Source organism: Bullifex sp., from assembly GCF_034103065.1.
GTDB lineage: Bacteria > Spirochaetota > Spirochaetia > Sphaerochaetales > Sphaerochaetaceae > Bullifex.
Genome location: NZ_JAXEGN010000284.1, coordinates 1 through 23,734 on the forward strand (window position 1 = coordinate 1; position 23,734 = coordinate 23,734).

21 protein-coding genes are annotated in these 23,734 nt (G+C 32.9%); 9 read left to right on the forward strand and 12 right to left on the reverse strand.

Annotation, left to right across the window (positions count from 1 at the left end; genetic code table 11):
* A partial coding sequence (locus tag SOY52_RS10780; RefSeq protein WP_320848961.1) for an IS110 family transposase occupies window positions 1-1,080 on the forward strand: 1,080 nt, incomplete at its 5' end.
* A gap of 351 nt (window positions 1,081-1,431) precedes the next feature.
* Here SOY52_RS10780 and SOY52_RS10785 read toward each other — a convergent pair.
* The 3 genes from SOY52_RS10785 to SOY52_RS10795 form a co-directional block, all read right to left on the reverse strand.
* Window positions 1,432-2,523, reverse strand: a complete 1,092-nt coding sequence (locus SOY52_RS10785) for a sigma-54-dependent transcriptional regulator (RefSeq protein WP_320848962.1) — start codon at window positions 2,521-2,523, stop codon at window positions 1,432-1,434.
* Window positions 2,524-2,690: 167 nt separating this feature from the next.
* Window positions 2,691-3,437, reverse strand: a complete 747-nt coding sequence (locus tag SOY52_RS10790) for an RsmE family RNA methyltransferase (RefSeq protein ID WP_320848963.1) — start codon at window positions 3,435-3,437, stop codon at window positions 2,691-2,693.
* Window positions 3,434-4,876: a S41 family peptidase gene (locus tag SOY52_RS10795; RefSeq protein ID WP_320848964.1), complete on the reverse strand. Its 1,443-nt coding sequence runs from the start codon at window positions 4,874-4,876 to the stop codon at window positions 3,434-3,436. The genes SOY52_RS10790 and SOY52_RS10795 overlap by 4 nt, the downstream gene beginning before the upstream one ends.
* Window positions 4,877-4,962: 86 nt before the next feature.
* Here SOY52_RS10795 and lgt point away from each other — a divergent pair, with 86 nt between their 5' ends.
* Genes lgt through SOY52_RS10815 form a run of 4 tightly spaced genes read left to right on the forward strand, consistent with a single transcriptional unit; the run spans window position 4,963 to window position 9,897 of the window.
* Window positions 4,963-5,925: a prolipoprotein diacylglyceryl transferase gene (gene lgt, locus SOY52_RS10800; RefSeq protein ID WP_320848965.1), complete on the forward strand. Its 963-nt coding sequence runs from the start codon at window positions 4,963-4,965 to the stop codon at window positions 5,923-5,925.
* Complete coding sequence (locus SOY52_RS10805; RefSeq protein ID WP_320848966.1) at window positions 5,912-7,690, forward strand: aminopeptidase P family protein; 1,779 nt, start codon at window positions 5,912-5,914, stop codon at window positions 7,688-7,690. Before lgt ends, SOY52_RS10805 begins: the two co-directional genes overlap by 14 nt.
* Before the next feature lie 38 nt (window positions 7,691-7,728).
* Entirely contained in the window at window positions 7,729-9,375 is a 1,647-nt protein-coding gene (gpmI, locus tag SOY52_RS10810) for a 2,3-bisphosphoglycerate-independent phosphoglycerate mutase (protein WP_320848967.1), read from the forward strand.
* Window positions 9,376-9,432: 57 nt separating this feature from the next.
* The gene (locus tag SOY52_RS10815) at window positions 9,433-9,897 is read left to right on the forward strand and encodes a YbaK/EbsC family protein (RefSeq protein WP_320848968.1); all 465 of its coding nucleotides are present in this window, start codon (window positions 9,433-9,435) and stop codon (window positions 9,895-9,897) included.
* Window positions 9,898-9,933: 36 nt separating this feature from the next.
* On the opposite strand, the gene SOY52_RS10820 is transcribed toward SOY52_RS10815, so the two are convergent.
* The 4 genes from SOY52_RS10820 to pth form a co-directional block, all read right to left on the reverse strand.
* Window positions 9,934-10,614 carry a hypothetical protein gene (locus SOY52_RS10820; protein WP_320848969.1) on the reverse strand — a complete coding sequence of 227 codons (681 nt, stop codon included), beginning with the start codon at window positions 10,612-10,614 and terminating at the stop codon, window positions 9,934-9,936.
* Window positions 10,615-10,682: 68 nt separating this feature from the next.
* Window positions 10,683-11,927 carry a cation:dicarboxylate symporter family transporter gene (locus SOY52_RS10825; protein ID WP_320848970.1) on the reverse strand — a complete coding sequence of 415 codons (1,245 nt, stop codon included), beginning with the start codon at window positions 11,925-11,927 and terminating at the stop codon, window positions 10,683-10,685.
* 58 nt (window positions 11,928-11,985) lie between these two features.
* Entirely contained in the window at window positions 11,986-15,303 is a 3,318-nt protein-coding gene (locus tag SOY52_RS10830; protein WP_320848971.1) for an alpha-amylase family glycosyl hydrolase, read from the reverse strand.
* Between the two features lie 119 nt (window positions 15,304-15,422).
* The gene (pth, locus tag SOY52_RS10835) at window positions 15,423-15,947 is read right to left on the reverse strand and encodes an aminoacyl-tRNA hydrolase (RefSeq protein WP_320848972.1); all 525 of its coding nucleotides are present in this window, start codon (window positions 15,945-15,947) and stop codon (window positions 15,423-15,425) included.
* A gap of 30 nt (window positions 15,948-15,977) precedes the next feature.
* On the opposite strand from pth, the gene SOY52_RS10840 reads away from it, so the two are divergent.
* Window positions 15,978-16,292, forward strand: a complete 315-nt coding sequence (locus SOY52_RS10840) for an NGG1p interacting factor NIF3 (protein ID WP_320848973.1) — start codon at window positions 15,978-15,980, stop codon at window positions 16,290-16,292.
* On the opposite strand, the gene SOY52_RS10845 is transcribed toward SOY52_RS10840, so the two are convergent.
* Together SOY52_RS10845 and SOY52_RS10850 are read right to left on the reverse strand one after the other, a co-directional pair.
* Window positions 16,276-16,944: an endonuclease III gene (locus tag SOY52_RS10845; RefSeq protein WP_320848974.1), complete on the reverse strand. Its 669-nt coding sequence runs from the start codon at window positions 16,942-16,944 to the stop codon at window positions 16,276-16,278. The two genes, SOY52_RS10840 and SOY52_RS10845, sit on opposite strands and share 17 nt — an antisense overlap.
* On the reverse strand, window positions 16,934-18,046 hold the full coding sequence (locus SOY52_RS10850) for an HNH endonuclease domain-containing protein (RefSeq protein WP_320848975.1): 1,113 nt from the start codon (window positions 18,044-18,046) through the stop codon (window positions 16,934-16,936). The genes SOY52_RS10845 and SOY52_RS10850 overlap by 11 nt, the downstream gene beginning before the upstream one ends.
* Before the next feature lie 82 nt (window positions 18,047-18,128).
* Between SOY52_RS10850 and aroF the strand changes: the two genes are divergently transcribed.
* Together aroF and SOY52_RS10860 are read left to right on the forward strand one after the other, a co-directional pair.
* Window positions 18,129-20,039, forward strand: a complete 1,911-nt coding sequence (aroF, locus tag SOY52_RS10855; protein WP_320848976.1) for a 3-deoxy-7-phosphoheptulonate synthase — start codon at window positions 18,129-18,131, stop codon at window positions 20,037-20,039.
* A gap of 44 nt (window positions 20,040-20,083) precedes the next feature.
* A complete protein-coding gene (locus SOY52_RS10860; RefSeq protein ID WP_320848977.1) occupies window positions 20,084-20,791 on the forward strand; it encodes a hypothetical protein in 708 nt (235 codons plus the stop codon).
* Here the strand turns inward: SOY52_RS10860 and SOY52_RS10865 are convergent.
* A complete protein-coding gene (locus tag SOY52_RS10865; protein ID WP_320848978.1) occupies window positions 20,781-21,335 on the reverse strand; it encodes an N-acetyltransferase family protein in 555 nt (184 codons plus the stop codon). The genes SOY52_RS10860 and SOY52_RS10865 overlap by 11 nt on opposite strands.
* 52 nt (window positions 21,336-21,387) lie before the next feature.
* Between SOY52_RS10865 and SOY52_RS10870 the strand changes: the two genes are divergently transcribed.
* Entirely contained in the window at window positions 21,388-21,906 is a 519-nt protein-coding gene (locus tag SOY52_RS10870) for a DNA-deoxyinosine glycosylase (protein ID WP_320848979.1), read from the forward strand.
* On the opposite strand, the gene SOY52_RS10875 is transcribed toward SOY52_RS10870, so the two are convergent.
* Together SOY52_RS10875 and SOY52_RS10880 are read right to left on the reverse strand one after the other, a co-directional pair.
* Complete coding sequence (locus SOY52_RS10875) at window positions 21,863-23,287, reverse strand: hypothetical protein (RefSeq protein WP_320848980.1); 1,425 nt, start codon at window positions 23,285-23,287, stop codon at window positions 21,863-21,865. The two genes, SOY52_RS10870 and SOY52_RS10875, sit on opposite strands and share 44 nt — an antisense overlap.
* Window positions 23,288-23,297: 10 nt before the next feature.
* On the reverse strand, window positions 23,298-23,734 hold a 437-nt coding region (locus SOY52_RS10880; RefSeq protein ID WP_320848981.1), incomplete at its 5' end, for a hypothetical protein.

Here is a 23,734-nt window from a genome sequence, read left to right on the forward strand (position 1 = left end):
ACAAACAGTGTATGCATGTATGATAGGCAAGATAATGCATTTTTTGCAGAAGCAAAGTTAGATGTAGGAACAGACATCATGGTCAAATACCTCAAAAAAGCGATGAAGGACTATGGAATAACCAGCGAGAGCCAGTTCTTGTTAGGCTATGAGGCAGGACCAACAGGCTATGGGTTATGTAGAGGTTTAAAGAAACATGGCTTTGATTGTGTAATAATGGCACCAACTACAATAAAGAAAGCATCTGGTGATAAGGTGAAGACAGACAGGAAGGATGCGAGACTTCTTTCAATAACGCTGGCTAGTGACGGATTTAAAAAAGTATATCTTCCAGATCCTCTAGATGAAAATACAAAGGAATTCACTCGTACAAGAAATACACTCAAGGGACATCTCAAAAGAGCAAAACAGAACCTTCTATCATTCCTACTACGTGTTGGTATGTCTTATCCAGATAATAGCAACTACTGGACTGATAAACATAGGCAATGGCTGGAAAGTGTAAGTTTTAAGAATAAGATGCTGCAGCTTTCCTTCGACACGTTGTGGCAAGAAGTAAAAGATCTTGAAGCGAAGATAGCTAATCTAGATGCTACCATCGAAGAAATAGCTAATGATGAAAGGTACAAGGATAAGGTAGATAAACTTGTTTGCTTTACTGGTATACAAACTCATACTGCACTTTCAATAGTATGTGAAATTGGAGACTTTAAGAGATTTGCTACCGCAGGGCAGTTCTCAAGTTACCTAGGATTATGTCCAAGCCAAGATTCAAGTGGCAAGACCAAGAAATATGGTAGCATAACAAAGTGTGGTAACAGCAGACTTAGGCTTCTACTTACTGAAGCAACTAAAGGAATAAAGAGAAGCAACCCATATACAAAGTCAAAGAGACTTCTTTTGAGGCAGCAAGGACAAAACCCTTCGGTTATTGCATATGCAGATAAGGGTTCTAAACGCATAAAACAGAAGATTGCAAAGCTGGAAAAGAATGGAAAATCTGCGAATGTTGCTACAACAGCAGGTGCAAGGGAACTATCCTGCTTCATTTGGGGCATGATGACTGGAAATATTGCATAGCATGAGAGTCATTATAAACAAGAAGGAACAAGCATTGATTTTCAATAATGAAGTCATCCTCTTAATGAAAGCAATGGTAACTACAGCCTAAGGGCTGACAAAATAGAGCTATGGGGAGAATATAAGGTAGGTAAGTGCATGATTCAGCCATCTTCGAACAAACTATGGGACTGAAATAAACTCCCGCTCTTAGACTGAAAGGGCTTTTGGCGAACCATTGACCTGTAGGTAACAGGTCCACGAATAACAGAATGGTCAAGTGCCGAATAACTGACAGCCTATGTTCTTCCCAACACTCATTTAAAATATGTAAAACTTCTATTGACAAGAGGTCACATCATAACAGTTTGTTTAAATATAATGTTCAGGAAGAGAATATTTAAAATGGTCTAATCCTCTCGATTCCCTATGAATATAATCTACGACACTAAAAAGTTGTCTTGCATTACCTCTCCAACGTTTGTCAATAAAGAAAGTATAATCATCAATTATTCTATCATAATTTTGCTTATCCTCCCAATATCGTATTAATAGAGGAATATCTTCTTTTCTTTCTCTGAGAGGCTTTATTGAGATGGTATGGTAATTAATTCTATGGAACAAATCTTCTCTTAAAATACCATTTGTAATTAACTCAATTGGATTTTTATTTGAAATTGAAATTAGCTTACACTTTGAATAGCGAGGAGAACACGAGTATTCTCCTATTCTTCTATATGAACCATCCTGTATAAATCTTAATAACTGTGATTGTGATTGAAGTGAAAGATTTTCTATTTCATCAAAGACTAATGCTTTACCATTAGCTTGCTCTACATATCCTACAATATCTCTATCAGAACCAGTGAAAGACCCTTTTTTAGCTCCAAATATTGCTGACTCAGCTAAGCTAGAATTAAGTAGTCCACAATCAACATAGATAGAATCTTCTTCTTTACCACCTGTAATATATCTAGAAATAATTTCTTTTCCTGTTCCAGTTTCACCATAAATAAAAACAGGTTTATCAGTAAGAGAATACTCTTTAGCTTTTTCTCTTACATTTTGAGCATTTTCAGAAATTCCTATAAATAAATCTTCAAGGTTTTGTTGCTTTTGGCTTTTATCCTCTTTAAGATTTAAAGCAGAAGCAAGTTCATGCTCACTAAAAGGCTTACTTAAACAGGTATAATTTCCAAGTTTTGTGACAACATAGCCATTCATTAAGTTTTTTGGACATAGTATTATTATCTTGTAATCATTATTCTCTTGGTTTGAAAATAAAATCTTTAAGTAAGCATAGTTAGCTGAAAGGTCAACAATAATAATACTACCTTTCTCAATAGTTGATATTTTACTTACAATATCTGTGCATTCTTTAATAAAAACACAATTTTGCTGTAAAACTTTATTTACTTTTGTCCTACTATGAACATCTGTGGAAAAAAGATAACAATTTTCCATTCTTTCTCCTTTTTATGTGCGAAAAAAACGATGTTTTGGGACCCCAAAAATTCCTTTTGTATTTTTAGAATAAATGTACTTTTTATTTCTGACAAGAAATAAATTTGATTTTTTATACATATTATAATTATTACTAATTAATTTTGTGTATTTAGAAAAAAAAATCACTACAATTGATTTGATAATAAAGTTTCAATAGCACCAATAGCAAAAATACCAGCAGTTTCAGCTCTTAAAATATTAGTAGGAAGAAGAATAGGTGTTGCATTGTTGTTTTCTAGAAATTCACACTCTTCATCTGATATTCCACCTTCACTGCCAATAATAATAGATATTTCATAAGACTTTATATTTTTTAAAGCTTCTAAAAGATTTTGGGTTTTACCTCTGCTACTTTGATGGAGAAAGAAAATAGGATAAGGAGAATCAGAAATAACATCTTTTATATCAATTACTCTAATATCCCTTACCTTTGTATTAGAACCACTTTGTTGTACTGCTTCTTTTTGAATATCAGAAAGTCGTCTTAAATCATGCTCTTTAAACCCTTTTTCTTGAGAAAACTGAGATGTAATAAAAACTATTTCTTCAACACCTGCCTCAGTAAGCATTCTAATTATAGTTTCATTCTTTTTTCCCTTGCAGATAGCTTGATAAACTCTAATAGGTGGAATTGCATCACGATATGCTGAAAAGGAATCTAGAAGATGTTCTTCTGGATTCTCTGTAGGTGTCAATGATAGCATGTCTTCTGAGATAATAGAGGCATCATAATAGTTATTATTGATATCTTTACATGTAAAAATATCACCAACTTTTAACCTTAATACCTTAATTAGGTAATCTTTTTCTCTTTTTCTTAAGATGTAATCACTTTCACCTGAATATGATTTATCAAGTATAAATATTCTCATTTTTCACCTTGCAAATAATTAATTGCTTCAATCAAAGCATTATCATAATTGGTATCTACTTTTGGCCTTTCTTCATATGGCATTGAATAAATATATTCGTTTCTTATTAAGAGTTTTAATGCAATATCACTTACTCCTATATTATTATGAGCTGCGGCAAAACCATCCATATTTTCTTTTGTATACTCTGGATGAGTTTTTATATAGGATGTTATTTCATCTTTATTGTTTTCTACAAAGTTATAATATGCTTTTATTTCTTCATCTGAATATTGATGTTCTTCAACAATAATATCTGGAGTAATTCCTTTTTTATGGATGTTATTGCCCTTTGGTGTAAGATAATAAGCAGAAGTAAACTTGATATATCCATTCTTCCATACTGCGGACTCTTGAATAATTCCTTTTCCAAAAGAAGGAGATCCAATTACAGTTGCCCTCTCATTTTCTTGCAAGGCAGCGGTTAAAATCTCACTTGCTGATGCAGTTCCATTGTTTGTTAATATTACTATTGGTAAATTTAATACTTTTCTTGTATCGTTATTTGAAATGGTAGAGTAATCTTGCTTACTAGAACCATCTTTATGCTGAATTGACATTATGGTTTCTCCTTCTGGTAAGAAGAAGTTTGCTATCATTATTGCTGAATCAACAATACCTCCACCATTATTTCTTAAATCTATAATTAAGCCTTTAATACCATTATTCATTAATTTTTTTAAATCTTCACTAAAGAGTTCATGAGTCTTTTGGTTAAATGTTGAAATACTAATATAACCAATATCTGTATTTTCAATAATCAATGAAGTTGTATTTGGAGTAGTTACTTCTTCAGGATAGAGCGTAACATCAAAAACTGCATTTCCTCTATTTATTGTTAATGTGATAGGTTCACCTTTTTTACCTCTAATTAATTTAGAGGCTTCATTAGCTGTTAAATCATAAACAGTATCACCATTAACATGAGATATTAAATCGCCAGAACGAATTCCTGCTCGATCTGCAGGACCACCAGGAAATGGTGCTATGATTTCGACCATATAAGTTTCTTTTTTATCCCAATCGATGAAAGCAGGAGAATACTTTGTTAAATAAGTACCAATACCAACATATGTTCCAGAGATGTCTTCATTAAACTCTTGGCTTTCTTCCTCTGTAATATACTCAGAATATGGATCATTTAAAGCTTTAAAAAGAGCTTTTGTAAGTTCTTCATCGACTTTATCTATATCGATATCGTAGAGAAAATTTTGATTTAAGTATTGGTATAGAGTATTTAATCCTAGAAGTGTTCCTGAGATATTTGTAACTTGAATTTGAGATAGTGCAGAGGTAGTAGATGCTTGTTTTGAAGAAGTATTTTCGCTAGATGCTCCTGCAAATACAGTTGATAAAGAAAAAAATATAATTAAAAGCAGTAGTAAGGTCTTTTTTAACATATTTATAATTGTAAATAAAATGTGTTAATAGTTAAAGACTCGATTTCTTGATTGACTGATTATCTTTTGATAACTACACTTTTCATATGTTTTGCTTTATTAATTATCCTTCATGGATAAAACCGGAAGTATTTTCTTTTTTACCAATACGTTGGTATGCAGTTATGTACATTGTGGCATTTGGAATTGCATATTTATTATTCAAATATCAGGTAAAACATGATCAACTATTAAAGATTTCAAATGATGATATTGAAACGCTTTTTATGTACTGCATTATTCTATTATTGTTATTTGCACATCTTTTTTCTGTATTCTTTTATAGCGATGCAAAATACTACCTTACACATCCTTGGATGATATTTTGGCCATTCGAAGAAGGAAAATTTGTAGGACTTCCTGGTATGAGTTACCACGGTGGTGTTGTTGGCGCAATATTAGGTGGACTATGGTTTGCAAAAAAGAAAAAACAAGATTTCTTCTTACTTGCAGATACAGCGTGTGCAGGAATTCCTTTAGGTTATACTTTTGGACGATTGGGAAATTTTATTAATGCTGAGTTATATGGAAGAGTTACTGCTTCACCTTTTGGTATGATATTCCCTAATGCGCAAAAGTTTTCAACAAACTATGAATGGGTTCAAAATATCTGTAATGAGTGTGGTATTGAGTATGTTTTAGGTGAGTATGTTAATCTTCCAAGACATCCATCGCAGTTATATGAAGCACTATTTGAAGGTATAGTTCTTTGGTTAATTTTATGGTTTATTTGTCGTCCTTTGATTATTAAAAAAGGATTAAAACCAGGTTCTATGCTATCATTTTATTTGTTTGGATATGGTTTCTTTAGATTCTTTATAGAGTACTTTAGACAACCAGATAATAATATTGGATATGTTATTGCACTGGGAGATAGAAGTGATAATATTGCTCTATTTCAGTCGTTTTTAAATATCTCAAAGGGACAGATTTTCTGCCTCTTAATGATGGCCTCTTCCATCATATTGTTTATTATTGTTAATAGGAGAAGAAAGGATGTTAAGCGTTGATGAGAGAGTAAGAGCATTACGTGCTCTTATGGAAGAAAAAGGATATGATGCATATCTTGTAACTGGTACAGATCCTCACATGAGTGAGTATGTTGCATCACGTTGGAGAACAAGAGCTTTTATCAGTGGTTTTACTGGTTCAGCAGGTACTGTTTTAGTTACAAAAGATGATGCAATATTATGGGTTGATTCAAGATATTTTATTCAAGGAGCTGCTGAAATTAGTGGTAGTTGCTTTAGATTAATTAAGCTTGATATTGATGATAATCCTGATCCTTATACTTACATTGAAAAGAATATAAAATCTGGCTTAACAGTAGCAACAGATGAGTGTGGTATCAACATTGATTCATATAATAATTTAAAAAAGAGATTTGGTAAAAAAGGTATTTCATTTGTTGCAAGTGAGGATTTACTTGATAAGATTTGGGAGAATAGACCAAGTATTCCAAATTCTACTCTTAGAAGTGTTCCTCTTGGCTATTGTGGCCTTGAAAGTAGTGATAAGCTTGCAAAAGTTAGAGCTACCTTAAAGGAAAAAGGTGCTGATTACACATTTATCTCTTCAATAGATGATATCGCATGGCTTACCAATTTAAGAGGTGATGACATTAAATGTAATCCTGTATTTATGTCATTTGCTCTTATAACTATGGATAAAGCATACTTATTTACTTCTCCTACAAGATTTACTGATGAGGTTAAATCTATTGTTGAAAAAGATTTTATTATAAAGCCATATGAAAAAGCCTATACTGAACTTAAGAATCTTGTGCTTGGTGTTGCTTATTACAATCCTGAAAGAGTTAATATGGCATTTGCTTCAGTTTTAGATGTTGAATCATCTATTACAGGTCGTGATATCACAACAGATTTAAAGGCAAAAAAGAATGAAATAGAAATGAGAGGTATGAGAAGAAGCCATTTAATGGATGGTGTTGCTTATATCAATTTCTTATCAAAGCTTAATACAACTCCAGATGGTTCTCTTGATGAAATTGCAGTTTCAACACTTCTTGAAAAAGAAAGAGAGAGACTTGAAGGGTATCTTGGACCATCCTTTAATCCTATTTCTGGCTTTAAAGAACATGGTGCTATGTGTCACTATAGTGCTACCCCTGAGTCTTCAAAGAAAATTGATTGCGATGGTCTATTAGTTTTGGATACGGGTTCTCAGTTTTACTATGGAATGACAGATATTACTAGAACTCTTTGTTTTGGAAATCCTACAGAGGAAGAAAAGAAAGATTACACATTAGTATTAAAAGGTCATTTAGCTCTTGCAAGACAGATTTTCTATAAAGGAACTAAAGGTTATCAACTTGATGTTCTAGCTAAACAATACATGTGGCAAGCAGGTATGACATTCTACCATGGAACAGGTCATGGTGTTGGATTTAACCTAAATGTACATGAAGGTCCTATGAATATTTCTAGTAAGCCAATCGATGTAGCCCTTGAAAAGGGTATGGTTGTTTCAGATGAGCCAGGAATCTATAAAGAAGGACGTCATGGTATTAGAATAGAAAACCTTATTGCTGTTGATGATTATGTACAAACAGAGTTTGGTTCTTTCATGGCTTTTGAAGTATTAACAATGGTTCCTTATGAGAAAAAATTAATTGATCTTAAATACCTTGATGATAGTGAAATTGAACAGATTAATGCTTATCATCAGTGGATTAAAGAAGAATTAATTGGCCTTGTTGATGAAGATGCAAAAGCTTATCTTGAAAGTGCTACTTCTCCACTTGTGAGAGAATAAATAAATATATAGAATAAAGGAAATAAGAGGAAAATATCATGGTAGAAGCATTAAAAAAGAATGGCAAGATTTCTAGAAAAGGTCCTGTCGTATTAGTCATCATGGATGGCGTAGGTTTCGGTAAATATAAAGAAGGTGATGCTGTTGCAAGTGCAATGACAAATAACCTTGATCAATTGTATAAAGATTATCCATGGACAAAGCTTAAGGCTCATGGTCTTGCTGTTGGTCTTCCTTCAGATGCTGATATGGGTAATAGTGAAGTTGGTCACAACGCAATGGGTTGTGGTAGAGTTTTTGCTCAGGGTGCTGCTTTAGTTAGTAATTCTATTAACTCAGGTGATATGTTTAAGGGAAGTACTTGGGTAAAACTTATTGAAAACTGTAAGAAGAATTCTTCAACACTTCATTTTATTGGTCTTTTATCAGATGGTAATGTTCACTCACACATCGACCATCTTAAAGCAATGGTAAAGCAAGCAAAGGTTGAGGGTGTTAAAAAAGTAAGAATCCATGCTCTTCTTGATGGTAGAGATGTAGGTGAGATGTCTGCTCTTGAATATTTTGATCCTTTTACAGAGTATCTTGAAAGCCTTAACGATGCATCATTTGATGCAAGAATTGCATCTGGTGGTGGAAGAATGGTTATAACAATGGACCGTTACAATGCTAACTGGGATATGGTAAAAAAAGGTTGGGAAACACATGTTCTTGGTGAAGGTAGACAGTTTGCATCTGCACATGAAGCAATTGAGACCTTAAGAGCAGAGACAGGTGCTATTGACCAGGATCTTCCTCCTTTTGTTATTGCTGAAAATGGAAAACCAGTTGGTACTATCGAAGATGGTGATTCTGTAATCCTCTTTAATTTCAGAGGTGATAGAGCTCTTGAAATTACAAAGGCTTTTGAAGCTGAGAATTTAACAGAGTTCGATAGAAAGAGAAGACCTAATGTAGAATATGCAGGTATGATGGAATATGATGGTGATCTCCATGTTCCTGCTCAGTTCCTTGTTTCTCCTCCTTCAATTGATAGAACAATGGCTGAATATCTTTGTGCTACAGGATTAAAGCAGTTCTCTATTTCTGAAACTCAGAAGTTTGGACACGTTACATACTTCTTTAATGGTAATAAGACAGGTAAATTCAACGAAGAGCTTGAGGAGTATGTTGAAATTCCTTCTGATATCGTTCCATTTGAAGAAAGACCTTGGATGAAGTGTGCTGAAATTGCAGATAGAGTAATTAAAGAAATTGAAAGCGGTAAGTGGGATTTAATCAAGCTCAATTTCCCTAATGGTGATATGGTTGGTCATACAGGTGTATTCGAAGCAGTTGTATGCTCAATGGAAGCTATGGATCTTCAAATTGGTAGAATTTGGAATGCTATCAAGAAAGCTGGTGGTGTAATGGTAGTCACTGCTGACCATGGTAATGCTGATGATATGTATGAGCATGGTAAAGATGGTTCTGTAAAGCTTAAGAAAGATGGAGATCCAAAGAGTAAGACTTCACATTCTCTTAACCCTGTACCATGTATCGTTTGTGACTCTGCTTACAACGGTGAATACAGCAAGGAGCTTAAAACTGGCTTAGGTATTTCATCTATCCCAGCTACACTCATGAACCTCCTTGGTTATGATGCTCCAGCTGATTACGATTCATCTGTGCTTACATTAAATTAATATTAAATTAGATATTAAATAAACGGCATCGAAAGGTGCCGTTTTTTCGAGGTAAAAATGTCTTTTGAAAGTGCGAAAGAATATCTTTGTAAAAGAGGATTTGGTAATAAAATAATAACATTTGAAGTTTCAACAGCTACTGTTGAGTTAGCTGCTAAGGCTCTTGGAACTTCTGAATGTAGAATTGCTAAAACTCTTGCCTTTATGTTGGATGGAGCACCTATTTTAATTGTAATGGCTGGGGATACTAGAGTTGATAATAAAAAGTATAAACAAACATTCCACGAAAAAGCTCATATGCTTTCCTTTGACTCTAGTGTAGAGCTTGTTGGACATGCTCCAGGAGGTGTTTGTCCTTTTGGTGTTAAAGAAGGAGTTAAAGTATTTCTTGATGAATCTTTAAAACGTTTTGAAACAGTTTATCCAGCGGTTGGCAGTAGCAACAGTGCTATTGAATTAACAATTAAAGAGCTTGAAGAACTACTTCCTGATGCAACTTGGATTGATGTAGCTAAGCTATAAAAATATATCTGCCATTATAATATGGCAGATAAACTATTAATATCCATCAGGACTAACTAAACAGAGCATCAAAGCGCCTGTTATGCTAAGTACCATTCCAACTATATTAGTTGTTATGTAATCATTTGAAAGAATTATTAAAAACTGTCCTGTAGAAAGGAAGAAAAGAGTTAAAAATCTCTTTATTTTATAGCTTTCTCTATTCTTTAAAAAAGCAAAGAAATAAGTAATATCTGCAAGAATAAAGATTATTAATACTGTCATTGTAAAGAAAATAGTATGAACATTATTTTGTGGATTTATTTCATCAACAGGCATAATGAATGAGATAATAATTGAAGAAATAATTCCAAATAGAACATAAATATTCATCTTAGAAATAGATTCACTCTGCAAGTTTAATATTGATGCAAATAGCAATGACATTGCAGCTGAAAGCATAAAACTTCTTGTAATACATGTACTTATATAATAAGAAATTATGTAAATACCATAATAATCATAGAAAGAAGGTAATATTGCAAAAGCTTCCATTGTAATGAAAAGTAAGAACATTGGTATCAAAGCACCTTCTACAGCCTCTGATTGATGTCTTACTCTTAAGACAATTGAAGGAATCAATGCAGATAGTACTAAAATAAGCTTGGGGAAAATCTCAAGATAAATAAAGATTGTATCTCCAACATTAAATAGTACATATCCCATTAGCGCAAGCATAACGAATACCAAAACTGAAATACAAATTTGGATAGTCGAAATGATTTTAGTGGTATTATTCGATGTCACTACAGGATATCCTTATATGGTGGTTTAATATCTGTTTTAATAAATCTTGCTGCAACAACGTTTCCAAGCATTGCAATTTGAGCATCAAGCATTACTGCAAGACCATTTACAAAAGGAAGTAAACCCATAATTGTCATCTCTGCACCATAAAGAGAAACATTAGTTAATTTGAAAACTAATATTGAAGTAAACATAACTTCAAAGCCTGGAGCTAAAGATGAAGCAAATGATGCAATTGCAGAAACTAATGCAACAATAATAGTCGTATTAATATCAATTTTACTTCCTGTTACAGATGTTAATATTGCAAGTACACTGAGTGTTGTAATTACAGCTGTACCACCTTTACCAATTAAAATAAATAGAGGAGTGGCTGTTGATGCTGTTCTCTTTTGAACACCATTATTATGTCTACTAGTTGCCTCAATTACAGGAGCAGTTACTAAAATATTTGAAGTTGTAAAGCCCATAATCATTGCAGAAATAGATCTAAATGTATCTTTATAAGGATTCCTCTTTCCTTTAGTAATAATTGCATATAGCAAAGGAATGATTATCAATGATGTTAAGATTGTAATTGTGATAAATAGTATTACAAATTTTGGTGCTACAAAGATAGTTTTTTCTTGGTAAAGAGATGTAAAGATATGAGCAGAAGAAATATAAACAATTATGTAGCTAAGAGCAGAATATGCTCTTGAGAGCCTAAACATTACTTCACTAAATGAATTTACAACTGTATAAGCTGGTTTAATTACATCAGCGTTAGGCTTTAATGCATATCCTAATATCCAAGAGATTAATATTATTGGAAGTACAAAGCTTGATGCTGTAGCAAGTGTATAGAATGCATTTCCTGTTAATAGTTCTTTTCCTGCAGATGAGAAAATAGAAGTAATTAGTGAGTCTGAAAAGGATTCATAACCAGCTGTTGATGAAACAGGGAAGTTAACTGGGTATAATGTAAATAACAGTCCAGCACAAAGAGGAAGAACTAACGCGGTTAGACAGGACCATATGATAATGCCTGCAAGATTCTTACCTCCAAGATTATCCTTTTTTAAAGATGATACACCAGATGAAAAGCCTACTAATACAAGTGGTATAAACAATAAAAATCCAATATTCACAGCAATCTCTGAAAGTGTGAGTAATATGGACATTATGTATACGCTATCACCAAAGAGTAATGTTGTAGCAAGTCCCATAAAAAGGGCAGCTAAATAAGTGATCCAAGTCTTCATAATATCAAGCGTACTCCAATAGCCCCCATAAGTCAATTTATGAGGGCTGTATCAATAATCAATCCTTGAGGAGTTCGTTAAGTTTATATTCGGCAAGAGCCTCTTTCTCAAGGAGGGTGTCGATATATTCATCTGCAACGAACTTGCCCTTTGCTCCATATAAAGTAACATAAGAAAGAGCAGATAGAACTATAAGGTTCTGCATGAGTTCTTTGTTGTACCATGTAATACCTTGGTAGTCATTGCACTTTACTGCACTTCTAATTTCTTTATCATCAAGCAGTGCCTTAAGCATACCAACATATGTCTTTTCTTCTGCGTTGTACATTATGTGTCCCATAATATTAAAGAGGGCACCAAAATGAACAACTTGCATAAATTCTTGATCATTTAACTTCAATGAGGACTTCTTTTCTTCGAAGAAGTAAGTCATCAAAAGTCTATCACATGCTGAGAGTGCATCAAAAGCGGTATCATTTTTCTCATTAATAAATGGCTTTAATGTAAGTGCTGTAGCAACGATTACCGGAAGCTCTGGAGCAAGTTTTGAGTATTGGGCAAATGCTTTCTTACCCTTAGGTGCTTTCATAGCCTTTGCAAAGTTACCAAGCTGCTTAATCATTTCTTCAGGCTCTACTTCGATTGGAAGCTTATAAAGCTGAGCCTTTAATGCTTCATCAAATGCTTCGCTTTCACCATAGATATGAGTATAAGCATCTGCAATCATGAGAAGTAAGCTTCTATCATTTTGAGCTGTAGCTGTACCAAAAATGATTTGCGATAAACACTTAAAGAACTGAGGTGATCTAAAGCTTTCAAGAAGTTTATAAAGAGGTTTAAGTCTAAATAGTGCAACAGCGATATTGATGTTTGGAACACCATTACCGTTTAAGAATTTGCATAACTTCTCATAAGAACCATCTGTGTCTTCAACTTCTCTAATGTTCCAAAGAACGATGCTATCATAACCATCAATAGTAAAGCTGTAACCTTCTTCAAAGAACTTCATTGAAGGAACAATGTATGTTAATCCATCTGAGAAGTTTTCATAGATAACAAATCTTCTTCCACTGAAAGTAAGTCCAAGGTTTTCAGCAAGTGTAATAGTCTCTGTTCTTCTATCAGCACCCTTCTTAAGTTTAGGAGCTGATACTCTGATATTAGCACTAACTCTTTCAAACTGGTTGTTTACAATAACAAGGTTTCTTTCCTCTCTATCACCATTAGCATATGCGAATATAGATTCTTCAACGCCAGACTGTGAGTAAGCATCATAAATATTGAAGTGGTCAACACCACTGAAAAGATAACGCTTTCTAAGAAGTGGGAAAATCTTTCTATAGTGTTCTGAAACAATCCAATCATTAGGAGTTTCGTTCCAGTATGCTCTCTTATACTCCATTCCATATTTTTCTCTGAAGCCTTCGATTTGGCCATGACCAAACATTGGAAGGCCAGGAAGAGTTGAAAGAATAGTACATATACTGAAATATCTATTGCCATCACCAAACTGAGCAATTGCAGTCTCTTCATCTGGGTTATTCATGAAGTTAACATAGCGCTTTAAAATTTCAGGTTCATAAGCAAGAGTATTTTTGATAGCAAGTCTATACTTTTGGTTTTCCTGGTTTTTAAGCATATTCATGAATGCAGAGTTATATACACGGTGCATACCAAGAGTTCTTACAAAGTAACCTTCAAGCATCCAGAATGCTTCTGCAAGAAGAAGGGTATCTGGTACTTCTTCTGCAATTCTGTCTACAACTTCTCTCCAGAACTCTTGAGGAATTCTTCTATTAAACTCTTCATCACTCATTGCATAAACAAATCTTCCTGCGATATCGCCACCTGTACCTGGTTTTGGGTACCAAAGTCTCTGAATATGGCGTTTAGCAAGTGTCATTGCAGCATCGAATCTGATAATAGGGAAGTTACGAGCAACGTGTAAAATCTTCTGGATAACTGCTTCACGAGTAATTGGATTTAGATAATCAAGCTGTGCTGTATCATTCCAAGGCATTGATGTTCCATCATTTCCATGGAAAACATACTTAGTTTCACCTGTTCTCTTATCTCTTCTTCTAAATGTTACAGCTGCATCTGTCTTATTGTAGTAGTGATCTTCAAGTTTAATTTCAATATCTGGATTTGTTGATAAATCTGGACCATTGAAAGTATAAGATGGGAATGGAGAATAATCTTGTGATACAAAGTATTCAGGATGTTCATACATCCAATTACTATCAAGACCTGTATGGTTAGGAACCATATCGGAAGCAAGTCTAATGCCTCTTGCTTTACATCTATCTCTTAGGTTTTCAAGAGCCTTCCAGCCACCAATACTTTGAGCTATTTCATAGTCTTTTAAAGAATATGCTGAAGCATCTGCATCAGGATTTCCACAAAGAATCTTAATTTCCTTTGATGCACTACTTCTCTCCCAAAGACCAATAAGCCAAAGAGCTGTAAAACCTCTTTCCTGAAGCAAGTCTAATTCATGGTCTGGAATTTGATCTAATGTTTTAATTTCTCTGTGGTACCATTTAGAGAGTTGGTCAAGCCATACTAAGGTACACTTTGCAATCATAACGACACGAGGCATCCAGTTAGTATCAGCACTGAAAGCTTCATATTCATTGTTTAAGCCAGAATAATCAGGTACTTCCATTACAGGAGCTGGACCGCCACCTCCATTAAATGAACCATGATCTTTTTCTTCTTGTGCAATGAAATCAAGACCTGATTGTAATAATAGCTTAAGCTCTTCAGGTAGAATAAAACTCCACTCTCTAAGAATGTATTTAAGCTGTTCAGATAAGCTATTAGGAAATAATCTTCCTGGGCGAGTTAAGAAATCAAAGATATCATCCTCATCAAATCCTGAAATTTTAGTACCCTTTGTATAGCTTCCTAATAAAGATTGTAAGCCTTTATAACCGTTTGGAAAGGTAATTCCATCAGGAGATATAAAAGGCTTAGCAGCTTTTACAAGTGCAGGGTTTTGAAGCATTATCTGATGAATAAAGAATCCTCTAAGGTCTTCCTCAAGTTCATAAACTCCATCTGGTTCAATAGATTTTAAAAGTGGAGAAGGGAAATTCTCTCTGTAGTAACCAACAACACCTTGCATTGCCACATCATCAGCAATTAAAGGAATCAATCTTGAGAATAGGTCTGGATTATTTTCTTTTAGATATGTGCTTAAAACACTCTGGTAGAGAAGATGTAATACAGCAACAGTGTGTAATTTACCAGCACTGATGTATTCTCCTTCATTTGTCTTCTTTATAAGCTCATTGTACTTAAACGCAATATCATTTGCCTCATTGTAGATATGCTGCAAATCAAACTCAGTAATAAATACTGACTTTTTCAAATTTAACTTTTCTCTTATCTGCTTTGAGATACGAAAATCATGTTGTAGCATGCAGTAACACCCCTTGTTTACTAGATAATTTTAGGATATCAGAAAATATTGATATTGGATACAAACATTTAAACATTTATTGTTGTTGTAGAAATATCATTACAAAGTAATGTATTTTTACTTTTATCGATAAGACACTTTAACGTAACTAATTCATTTTGAGTGAAATTACTAGTAACATAAAGTCTCACATCACCATGTATAGGACGACCAATTCCTATTCTAAAACGATAGAAATTATCACTTCCTAATCTTTCTTTAATGTTCCTAAGACCATTGTGCCCTTGTAGCCCTCCTCCTTGTTGAATCTTGGCTTGTCCTAAAGGTAATTCAAGATCATCATGAACAATTAATATTTCTTCACTTTTGATTTTAAAAAATGAAGCTGCTTCACTTACTGCTGTACCTGATAAATTCATATATGTCATTGGCTTTAAATAAATCATATTGCCTTCCTTTGCATATGCACTATGAAATTTAACCTGCCATCTTAAGTTAGGTAGTATTGTATCAGCTACAATAAAGCCAGCATTATGTCTTGTCTTTTCAAATTCTTTTGTAGGATTACCTAAAAAAACTGTCATCTTTATCATAAAATAATTATATCAAAAAAGGAGGCCAAAATGTATCACATTGGTGTGTATGTTCCACTTGATTATCTTGAAAAGGTTAGAGATGCAATGTTTGAAGCTGGAGGAGGTAAGATAGGTTCTTATGATAGCTGTTGTTGGGTTACAAAGGGAGTAGGTATGTTTCGTCCTCTTTCCTCAAGTAAACCATTTATAGGAAAGGAAAATCAAATAGAAAAGGTTGATGAGTACAAATTAGAACTAGTAGTAAGCGATGAAAATTTAAAAAATGTGATAAAAGCAATGAAAAAATCTCATCCATATGAGATGCCTGCATTTCATTACTTTTATTTTAACGAGAATATTTAACACCAATCTTTTTACAGCTTTCAGCTATTGGACACTCAGAGCAAAGAGGTGAAATACTTAAACATATGTTTTGACCATATGCAACAAGTAATTCATTTAAAGGTATCCAAAATCTCTTTGGCATAATTGCTTCAAGGGCTACAACACTTTCTTCTGGTGTTTTAGTATTAATCCATCCTATTCTGTTTGCAATTTGATGAACATGGCAATCTACACAAATTGCATCGATATTAAATCCTAAATTTAAAGTTAAGTTGGCTGTTTTAATTCCAACACCAGGAAGAGCTAGTAGTTCCTCTTGTGTTGCTGGTACAACTCCATTGTATTTTTCGATTAAAACATTTGAAATACTTTTAATATTTTGAGCTTTTCGTTTGTAAAATCCTGCAGGAAAGATTGCTTTTTCAATTTCCTCATCACTAAGTAAGACCATTTTTTCAGGAGTATCTGCCAAGCTAAATAATCTTTCAGATGCTTTTAAAGTTACATCATCTTTAGTCCTTAAAGAAATTAAAGTAGAAATAAGGACTGTATAAGGTGTATTCATTTTTAATGCAATTAAAGAAACAGAAGGAAGCTGTCTTTTTTTCTTTTTTAAAGCATTTTGAAAAGTTTCAAAAATATAATCAAAATAATTACTATCAAATTCCATTATCGTATTCCCATTGTTTATAACCACATCCAACTGCAGCAAGATATTGTGGTCCTAATACTTGCTCTAGTGCATTTGAAAAGCTTTGCTTTGAGTGACCTTTTTTAAGATAAAGAGTTTCTTTAACCTCTAAAGAGGAAAAGTGCTCCTTAGAGGTTTTTAAAAAGAAATCCATTAATTGATTATTTTTATGTATTAATGAATATGAATTATATTCAATTTCACATAGACAAGGAAAATACCTATTCCAAACAGGAAGGCTATTACCTTTATTGCTGTTAATACTCTTCGTTGTTGGATGTAAATTCCAAAATTCATCACTTACTGTATAAGACCAAGGAATAAAGTGGTCAATAGAGATATCATCTAAAGAAAGTATTTGGTTATTATAAATCTCTCTAAAGTTTTTATGTTTTAGACACTCCTTCCAAAACAATGAAACCTTTGTAAGATTCCTCTCTCTAGGAGGTTCAAGTTTATCAGGAATTCCTGGAACAGCTGGATTTCTTTTTTGTAGATAGTTAATTAAGTTATATTTATACCATCCTTCTAAGAAAGAATAATTGTCTTTAATATAATTACTCCAGCTTTCATTAATATATATCTTAGTATTTAGACCATCATATGGACCAAACTTATAGATTAAGCCTTCATGCTTATTAATCATTTCAATACGAGCTTTACTACCTTTCTTCCAATCAGAATCATTTAAAGTAAGCATGGTACTTTGAAGTCTGTAAGGTACTTCATTAATTAACATTTTCTTTTTTTCAAGAATGAAATTGTCATTACAATTGAGATATGAAATAATATTGTCTTTTGAATCTGAAGGCTTTAATGGAGTAATACCATCAAGTGATAAAATAAGCTTCTCCATGGTATCACTTGGACCAAGATTTAAATGATATTCACTTACCATATACCAAGCAGTTGCTATCATATCATTTATTAATTCATTAAAGGATATTATAGTTTTCCCATTTAAAATATTTGATAATAGAGAGCCAAACCAAAATAATTTATAGCTCTCTGTTTTCTTATCAAATATCCTAGATAGCTCATTTATTTTAAGTCTATTATCACAGGGAAAAGTATGGTTCATAGAAAAAAATGATACTTCATTTTCATTTCAATATCGAGGATTTTGTTGACCATGATAAAAAATATCACTAGCATAAATGGCTATGATTGTAATACTTAAGCAGGGCATAAATGCTCAAGACAAAAATAAAGTAAAATCTTTTCTTTCTGATAGAGGTTTTTTAGTTAAAGAGATTAAAGGCGAGCAAGATACAGTACTTGGTGCTGTAGGTATGGCTCATATTGATCCAAGAGAAGTTGAATTACTTTCTGGTGTTGCATCTGTTGTTCCAATTTCAAAGCCATATAAGCTTGCATCTCGTGAGTTAAAAAATGAAGATACAATAGTAAGTGTTGGAAATGTAAAAATCGGTGGAAATAGAGTAGCAATAATTGCTGGACCATGTGCTTGCGAATGTCGTTCTCAAATAATGGAAATTGCCGCTCTCGTAAGAGAAGCAGGTGCTGTAATCTTGCGTGGAGGTGCTTTTAAGCCAAGAACAAGTCCATACTCATTCCAAGGCCTTGGTGAAGAAGGATTAAAATATCTTCGTGAAGCCGGAGATAAATATGGTATGCCTGTTACTACAGAGGTTGTCTCTCCAAGAGATGTTGAAATGATGAAAAATTACATCGATATGTTCCAAATCGGTGCTAGAAATATGCAGAACTTTGAACTCTTGAAGGAAGTTGGTAAGACTGGAATGCCTGTATTACTTAAGAGAGGTTTATGCGCAACAATTGAAGAGTGGCTTATGGCTGCAGAATACTTAATGGCAAATGGAACAGACCAAGTAGTACTATGCGAAAGAGGAATAAGAACCTTTGAAAAGGCAACTAGAAATACTCTCGATTGCTCAGCTATTCCTGTAGTTCAAAAGCTTACTCACCTCCCAGTTATTGGTGATCCTTCTCATGCAACAGGTATTAGAGATATGGTATCTCCAATGGCATTAGCTTTAGTTGCTTCTGGTGCATCAGGCCTTATGGTCGAGGTTCATAACCACCCAGAAAAGGCTCTTTCTGATGGTCCTCAGTCTTTATACCCATCTCAATTCGAAAAGCTAGTGAGAGATGTACAAGCACTATGTCCAGTTGTTGGAAAATCACTTGAGACCTCTCCAAGAATTATTCCTGCATCAATTACAGATGAGAGTGCATGTGAAACTACTGTTAGTGAAAATGTAATAGCTTTCCAAGGTGAAAGAGGTGCATTCAGTGAACTTGCAATTAGAAGAACCTTTGATGAAGATGTAAAGGTACTTCCTTGCAAAAGCTTTAAAGAAACCTTTGATGCTGTTAACACAGGAAAAGCTCGCTATGCTGTACTTCCAATTGAAAATACACTTGGTGGAACAATTTTAGAGAATATTGATTTACTTGGTTGTTATCCGTCATTAACAGTTGTAGGGGAGCAACAAATTAGAGTAATTCATAATTTAATTGTTAATCCTGGAACTAAGATTGAAGATATCAAGAAAGTTCTTTCTCACCCTCAGGGATTAGCTCAATGCCAAGAGTTTTTATCAAAGGAATTAAAGAATGCTGAACAGGTTCCATTCTTTGATACCGCAGGATCTGTTTCTTATATTAAGCAAACAGGTGATAAATCTCTTGCTGCTATCGCAGGTGCTCCAGCTGCAGCATACAATAGAATGGAAATCCTTAGAGAAGGAATTGAAACTAATCCAAAGAACTATACAAGGTTCTATATCTTATCAAGAGAGGAAAACTCACAAGAGTTTAAATCAAGATTTACACCAAATATAGCTTCTTTGCTTTTCAATGTTTCTGATGAATCGGGTGCTCTATTTAAGGTATTAAAAATATTATCTGACCATGGATTAAATATGAAGAAGCTCGAATCTCGTCCAATTCCAGGTAAGCCTTGGGAGTATTCATTCTTCGTTGAAGTAGAGATGAAAGATAATGATGAGTTTAATAAAACTCTAACACTATTAAAAGAAAAAACTACTTCTTTAAGAGTACTTGGTACATTTAGAAGTGCCCACTAGAATTTAGACCAGCGAGAAATCGCTGGTTTTTTACTATTATTAGTATGAAGAAATTTTTAATACTAATATTACTTTTAACAGCATGTAGCATTGAACAAACACAAACTTTAAATGTTTATCTCCTTGATGAACATTTTTGGGCCTATGAAAATCAAAAACCAATGTGGTATACATTGAAATATTTTGATGGAAATCAAATAAAAAGTAAGACTGTATTTGCTAATACCCATTGTGTCCAAGTTGAGGTATTAAAAGGGAAAACCTGTATTTTTGTTGCTTATCCAATTGGTACATTAACACCAATTGGTGGTGGATACACTCCCGGAGATAGTGAGAAAATTTATCTCCATAGTAAAGAAGGTAAATTAGCAGAACTATTAATTGATGCAACAGATATTAATTCTAAATTAGTTAGTAATTTGAACTTTAAAAGATTATTTAATGAGGTAGGATATATCTTTGATGAGCAAGAATTACTTGTGGATATTTTAAATGGAGAATATTCATCTTCAAAGAAATATAAAACTAAAGAGTTTAAGGTAGAGCTTGAAAATATTCCAAAGGGTAAATATTTACCTGAGTATGAGTACTATCCTACTTTTGAGAAAAATGAGGGTGAAAGTAAAATTTCAATTAACTTACACCCAGGGGTATATAGATTCATAAATTGCTCAACTCATATATATTTATTAGTCCGCGTTGATCAAAATGGAGGCTGTGAAGTAAGAAGCTATAAACCAATTATCTATTAGCATTATAACTGGTTGGATGTTTTACATTGTCACAGTGCTCTGAAATAAAATATTCCATCCAAACCATGTCATACCAAGTATTAAACTTATAGCCACACATTGAAAATCTTCCACACATCTTATAACCAATGTGAGTATGGAAGTCGATACTATTGCTATTTAAATGCTCATCTTCTTTATTTGGAGCAGCTATACAGGCATACATTGTGAGAATTCCCATTTTTTTTAGTTCCTGCTTTAGTTCTTCATGTAGTAGCTTCCCTATACCTTTCTTTTGAAATCCATTTTTAATATATATGGATGTTTCAATATCCCAATCATAAGCTGCTCTTTCTTTAAATGGGGATGCATATGCATAGCCAAGGATAACTCCATCTTCTTCATAAACGAGATAAGGATAGAATTTTAATGTTTTTGAAATTCGATTTTTAAATTCATCAACTGTCGGAACCTCATACTCAAAGGTAATTGCAGTATTTTCTACATAATAAGAATAAATTTTTTGTATAGCTACAGCATCTTCTAAAGTAACACATCGAATCATAAAAAAGATAATAAAACTTTACAAAAAACTTGCAAATAGCCATAGTAGATGTATGGAAAGAAAAGCAGTTATACACACAATTGGTCCTTTTTATACAGAAAAATCATCAATCCTAATCTTAGGTTCTTTTCCATCGGTAAAGAGCAGAGAAGAAAACTTCTTCTATGCCCATAAAATGAATAGATTTTGGCCAGTACTTAGCTCTTTATTTAATACTAAACTTACAACAATTGAAGAGAAAATAGAGTTTTTAACAAAGAATAATATTGCACTTTGGGATGTTATTGGTTCTTGTACAATTGAAGGTTCTGGCGACCAATCTATTAGAGATGTAGTACCAAATAACCTCTCTTTAATTATCGATAAAGCTCAAATAAAACATATTTATGTTAATGGTCAAAAAGCTTATAACCTATATTTAAAATATAATCAGAATATAGAAATTCCAGTAACACCTCTTCCATCAACTTCCCCTGCAAATGCAACCTTTAAGATTGATAAATTAATAGAAAGATGGTCTGTAATTATTAAAGATCAAAACCAATTTCAATTCCCAAGCCAAAACGCATAAGAAAATGTGAAATGTATTCACTATTATCAGTCACATCAGATAGGTATGTTCTAATTTCATTAGGGTTATTGATAAAAGAAAAACCAGAGAAGATAAAAATTTGGAAATCTGAATTATTAGTTTTAATAAAACCCTCTGGAATAATTTTTAATCCAAGCTCTAAATCAATTAAGGCAGAATATCTCATAGGATAAATAACTGCTTGAATATTGTTATCATCCATCATATTCCTTTGTATTTTTACTTGCCAAGTAATTAAACCTGTACATAAATCAATATATGGAGTAAAAGGATTAATATTTTTTAACTCATATCTAATACCTGCTAGAAATGAGTTATAAGATTTCCTATAGCGTGGATGAATTTTAGGGTTTTCAAAGGCTTCATTATCAACAAAGGATTGGTTATCAGCAAGGTATCGAATGGATATTAAATAATCAAAATCACTATTACAAATAGGAATAGATAGTTTTACATCATAATAGGGACTATTAAGTTGTTTTGAACGACTAAAAGCTAAATTGATATCACTGCTTTTCCAAGTAGACGTATTAAATAGGGATAGAATATCAAACGATAGTATTCCATATCCATTTTTAGTTTTGATGTTTGAAAAATAAATTATAGAAATTAATCCTGAGTCAATTTTAAGTTCAATTGCAGGACCTCGTAGGTAATCAAAATAGTAGTGTTGTGTTTTCCAGCTTGTATAAGATTGGGCAAAGAAGTAGCTAAACGAAAGAATAAAATTGTTATTATTCTGAATTGATGTATAGATAGATTCGATAGCTGAGAATTTAGATATATAGTGGAAATCTGTACCAATTGTAATAATTGTACCTAGAGGAAAGATAAAGCCACTTTCTAATTCACCTTTTAAAATTAACTTTGCTTCGCTATTTTCTGTTTCGTAATCAAGATATACAGGAGCAATTTTAATTAGTTTATGAAAACCATTTTGAATATTACCATATCTTTGATTACCAACTATTGATAAACCTATACTTGGTGTAAACTTTAAAAAGTATTTATTGGTTTTTATTAAATCAAGCATCAAAGAAAAAGAGATTTCAGTATCATCATAGCGTCCACTAAATGTTTTTCCATCTCCTAAACTTTTATAGTCATTTGCTATCCATCCCTCTTGCCATCCTCTATTTGTGAATGCAAGCATATCTAAATTCATTTTCCAAATAGGGGCACTTAAAGAAACGTGACTTGAAAAGGTTAATTGGTCATCCATATTGTAGGTAAATGATCCTATAGACCACATATCATTTCCCATTCCAAAGTTTAAAGAATTAGGCATCCAAGAAGATATTGCACATAGTGGGAATATTACTATGTATAGAAGTAATAAAATTAAAACACACCTTTCCATTAATATTAAATTAAGTTAAATCAAAACCTATTTCAATACCAAAGCCCCAACGAGGAATTATTGTAGATATTTTTTCACTATCTTGTGTTGTATAATATAGGTATGAAGCAACCTTTTTTGAGTTATGAATAGCTGTAAGGCCAGAAAAAATATTAAACTGGAACTCAGAATTTCCACTCTTTAATGCACCTGATGGAATAAACTTTAAACCAAGCTCTAAATCTAAAGCAAAGGAGTATAACTTAGGATTTACGATAGAGTGAATATCGTTATCTTCCATCATATTTCTTAGTTCTCTAACTTCCCATGTCATAATTCCAAGTGTGATTTCACTATATGGCTTTACTATTAGTTCTTTTGTATTAAATTCATATCTGCTACCAACAAGAAAAGCTGAATATGAGCGTTTATATCTTGGCCATAACTTTGGATCCATTGTAGTTTCCC

Coding starts and splice junctions, on each gene's coding strand:
- SOY52_RS10785 (WP_320848962.1), bottom strand. CDS start 2,523: ATGGAAAATTGTTATCTTTTTTCCACAGATGTTCATAGTAGGACAAAA.
- SOY52_RS10790 (WP_320848963.1), bottom strand. CDS start 3,437: ATGAGAATATTTATACTTGATAAATCATATTCAGGTGAAAGTGATTAC.
- SOY52_RS10795 (WP_320848964.1), bottom strand. CDS start 4,876: ATGTTAAAAAAGACCTTACTACTGCTTTTAATTATATTTTTTTCTTTA.
- lgt (WP_320848965.1), top strand. CDS start 4,963: ATGTTTTGCTTTATTAATTATCCTTCATGGATAAAACCGGAAGTATTT.
- SOY52_RS10805 (WP_320848966.1), top strand. CDS start 5,912: ATGTTAAGCGTTGATGAGAGAGTAAGAGCATTACGTGCTCTTATGGAA.
- gpmI (WP_320848967.1), top strand. CDS start 7,729: ATGGTAGAAGCATTAAAAAAGAATGGCAAGATTTCTAGAAAAGGTCCT.
- SOY52_RS10815 (WP_320848968.1), top strand. CDS start 9,433: ATGTCTTTTGAAAGTGCGAAAGAATATCTTTGTAAAAGAGGATTTGGT.
- SOY52_RS10820 (WP_320848969.1), bottom strand. CDS start 10,614: ATGCTTGCGCTAATGGGATATGTACTATTTAATGTTGGAGATACAATC.
- SOY52_RS10825 (WP_320848970.1), bottom strand. CDS start 11,927: ATGAAGACTTGGATCACTTATTTAGCTGCCCTTTTTATGGGACTTGCT.
- pth (WP_320848972.1), bottom strand. CDS start 15,947: ATGATAAAGATGACAGTTTTTTTAGGTAATCCTACAAAAGAATTTGAA.
- SOY52_RS10840 (WP_320848973.1), top strand. CDS start 15,978: ATGTATCACATTGGTGTGTATGTTCCACTTGATTATCTTGAAAAGGTT.
- SOY52_RS10845 (WP_320848974.1), bottom strand. CDS start 16,944: ATGGAATTTGATAGTAATTATTTTGATTATATTTTTGAAACTTTTCAA.
- SOY52_RS10850 (WP_320848975.1), bottom strand. CDS start 18,046: ATGAACCATACTTTTCCCTGTGATAATAGACTTAAAATAAATGAGCTA.
- aroF (WP_320848976.1), top strand. CDS start 18,129: ATGATTGTAATACTTAAGCAGGGCATAAATGCTCAAGACAAAAATAAA.
- SOY52_RS10860 (WP_320848977.1), top strand. CDS start 20,084: ATGAAGAAATTTTTAATACTAATATTACTTTTAACAGCATGTAGCATT.
- SOY52_RS10865 (WP_320848978.1), bottom strand. CDS start 21,335: ATGATTCGATGTGTTACTTTAGAAGATGCTGTAGCTATACAAAAAATT.
- SOY52_RS10870 (WP_320848979.1), top strand. CDS start 21,388: ATGGAAAGAAAAGCAGTTATACACACAATTGGTCCTTTTTATACAGAA.
- SOY52_RS10875 (WP_320848980.1), bottom strand. CDS start 23,287: ATGGAAAGGTGTGTTTTAATTTTATTACTTCTATACATAGTAATATTC.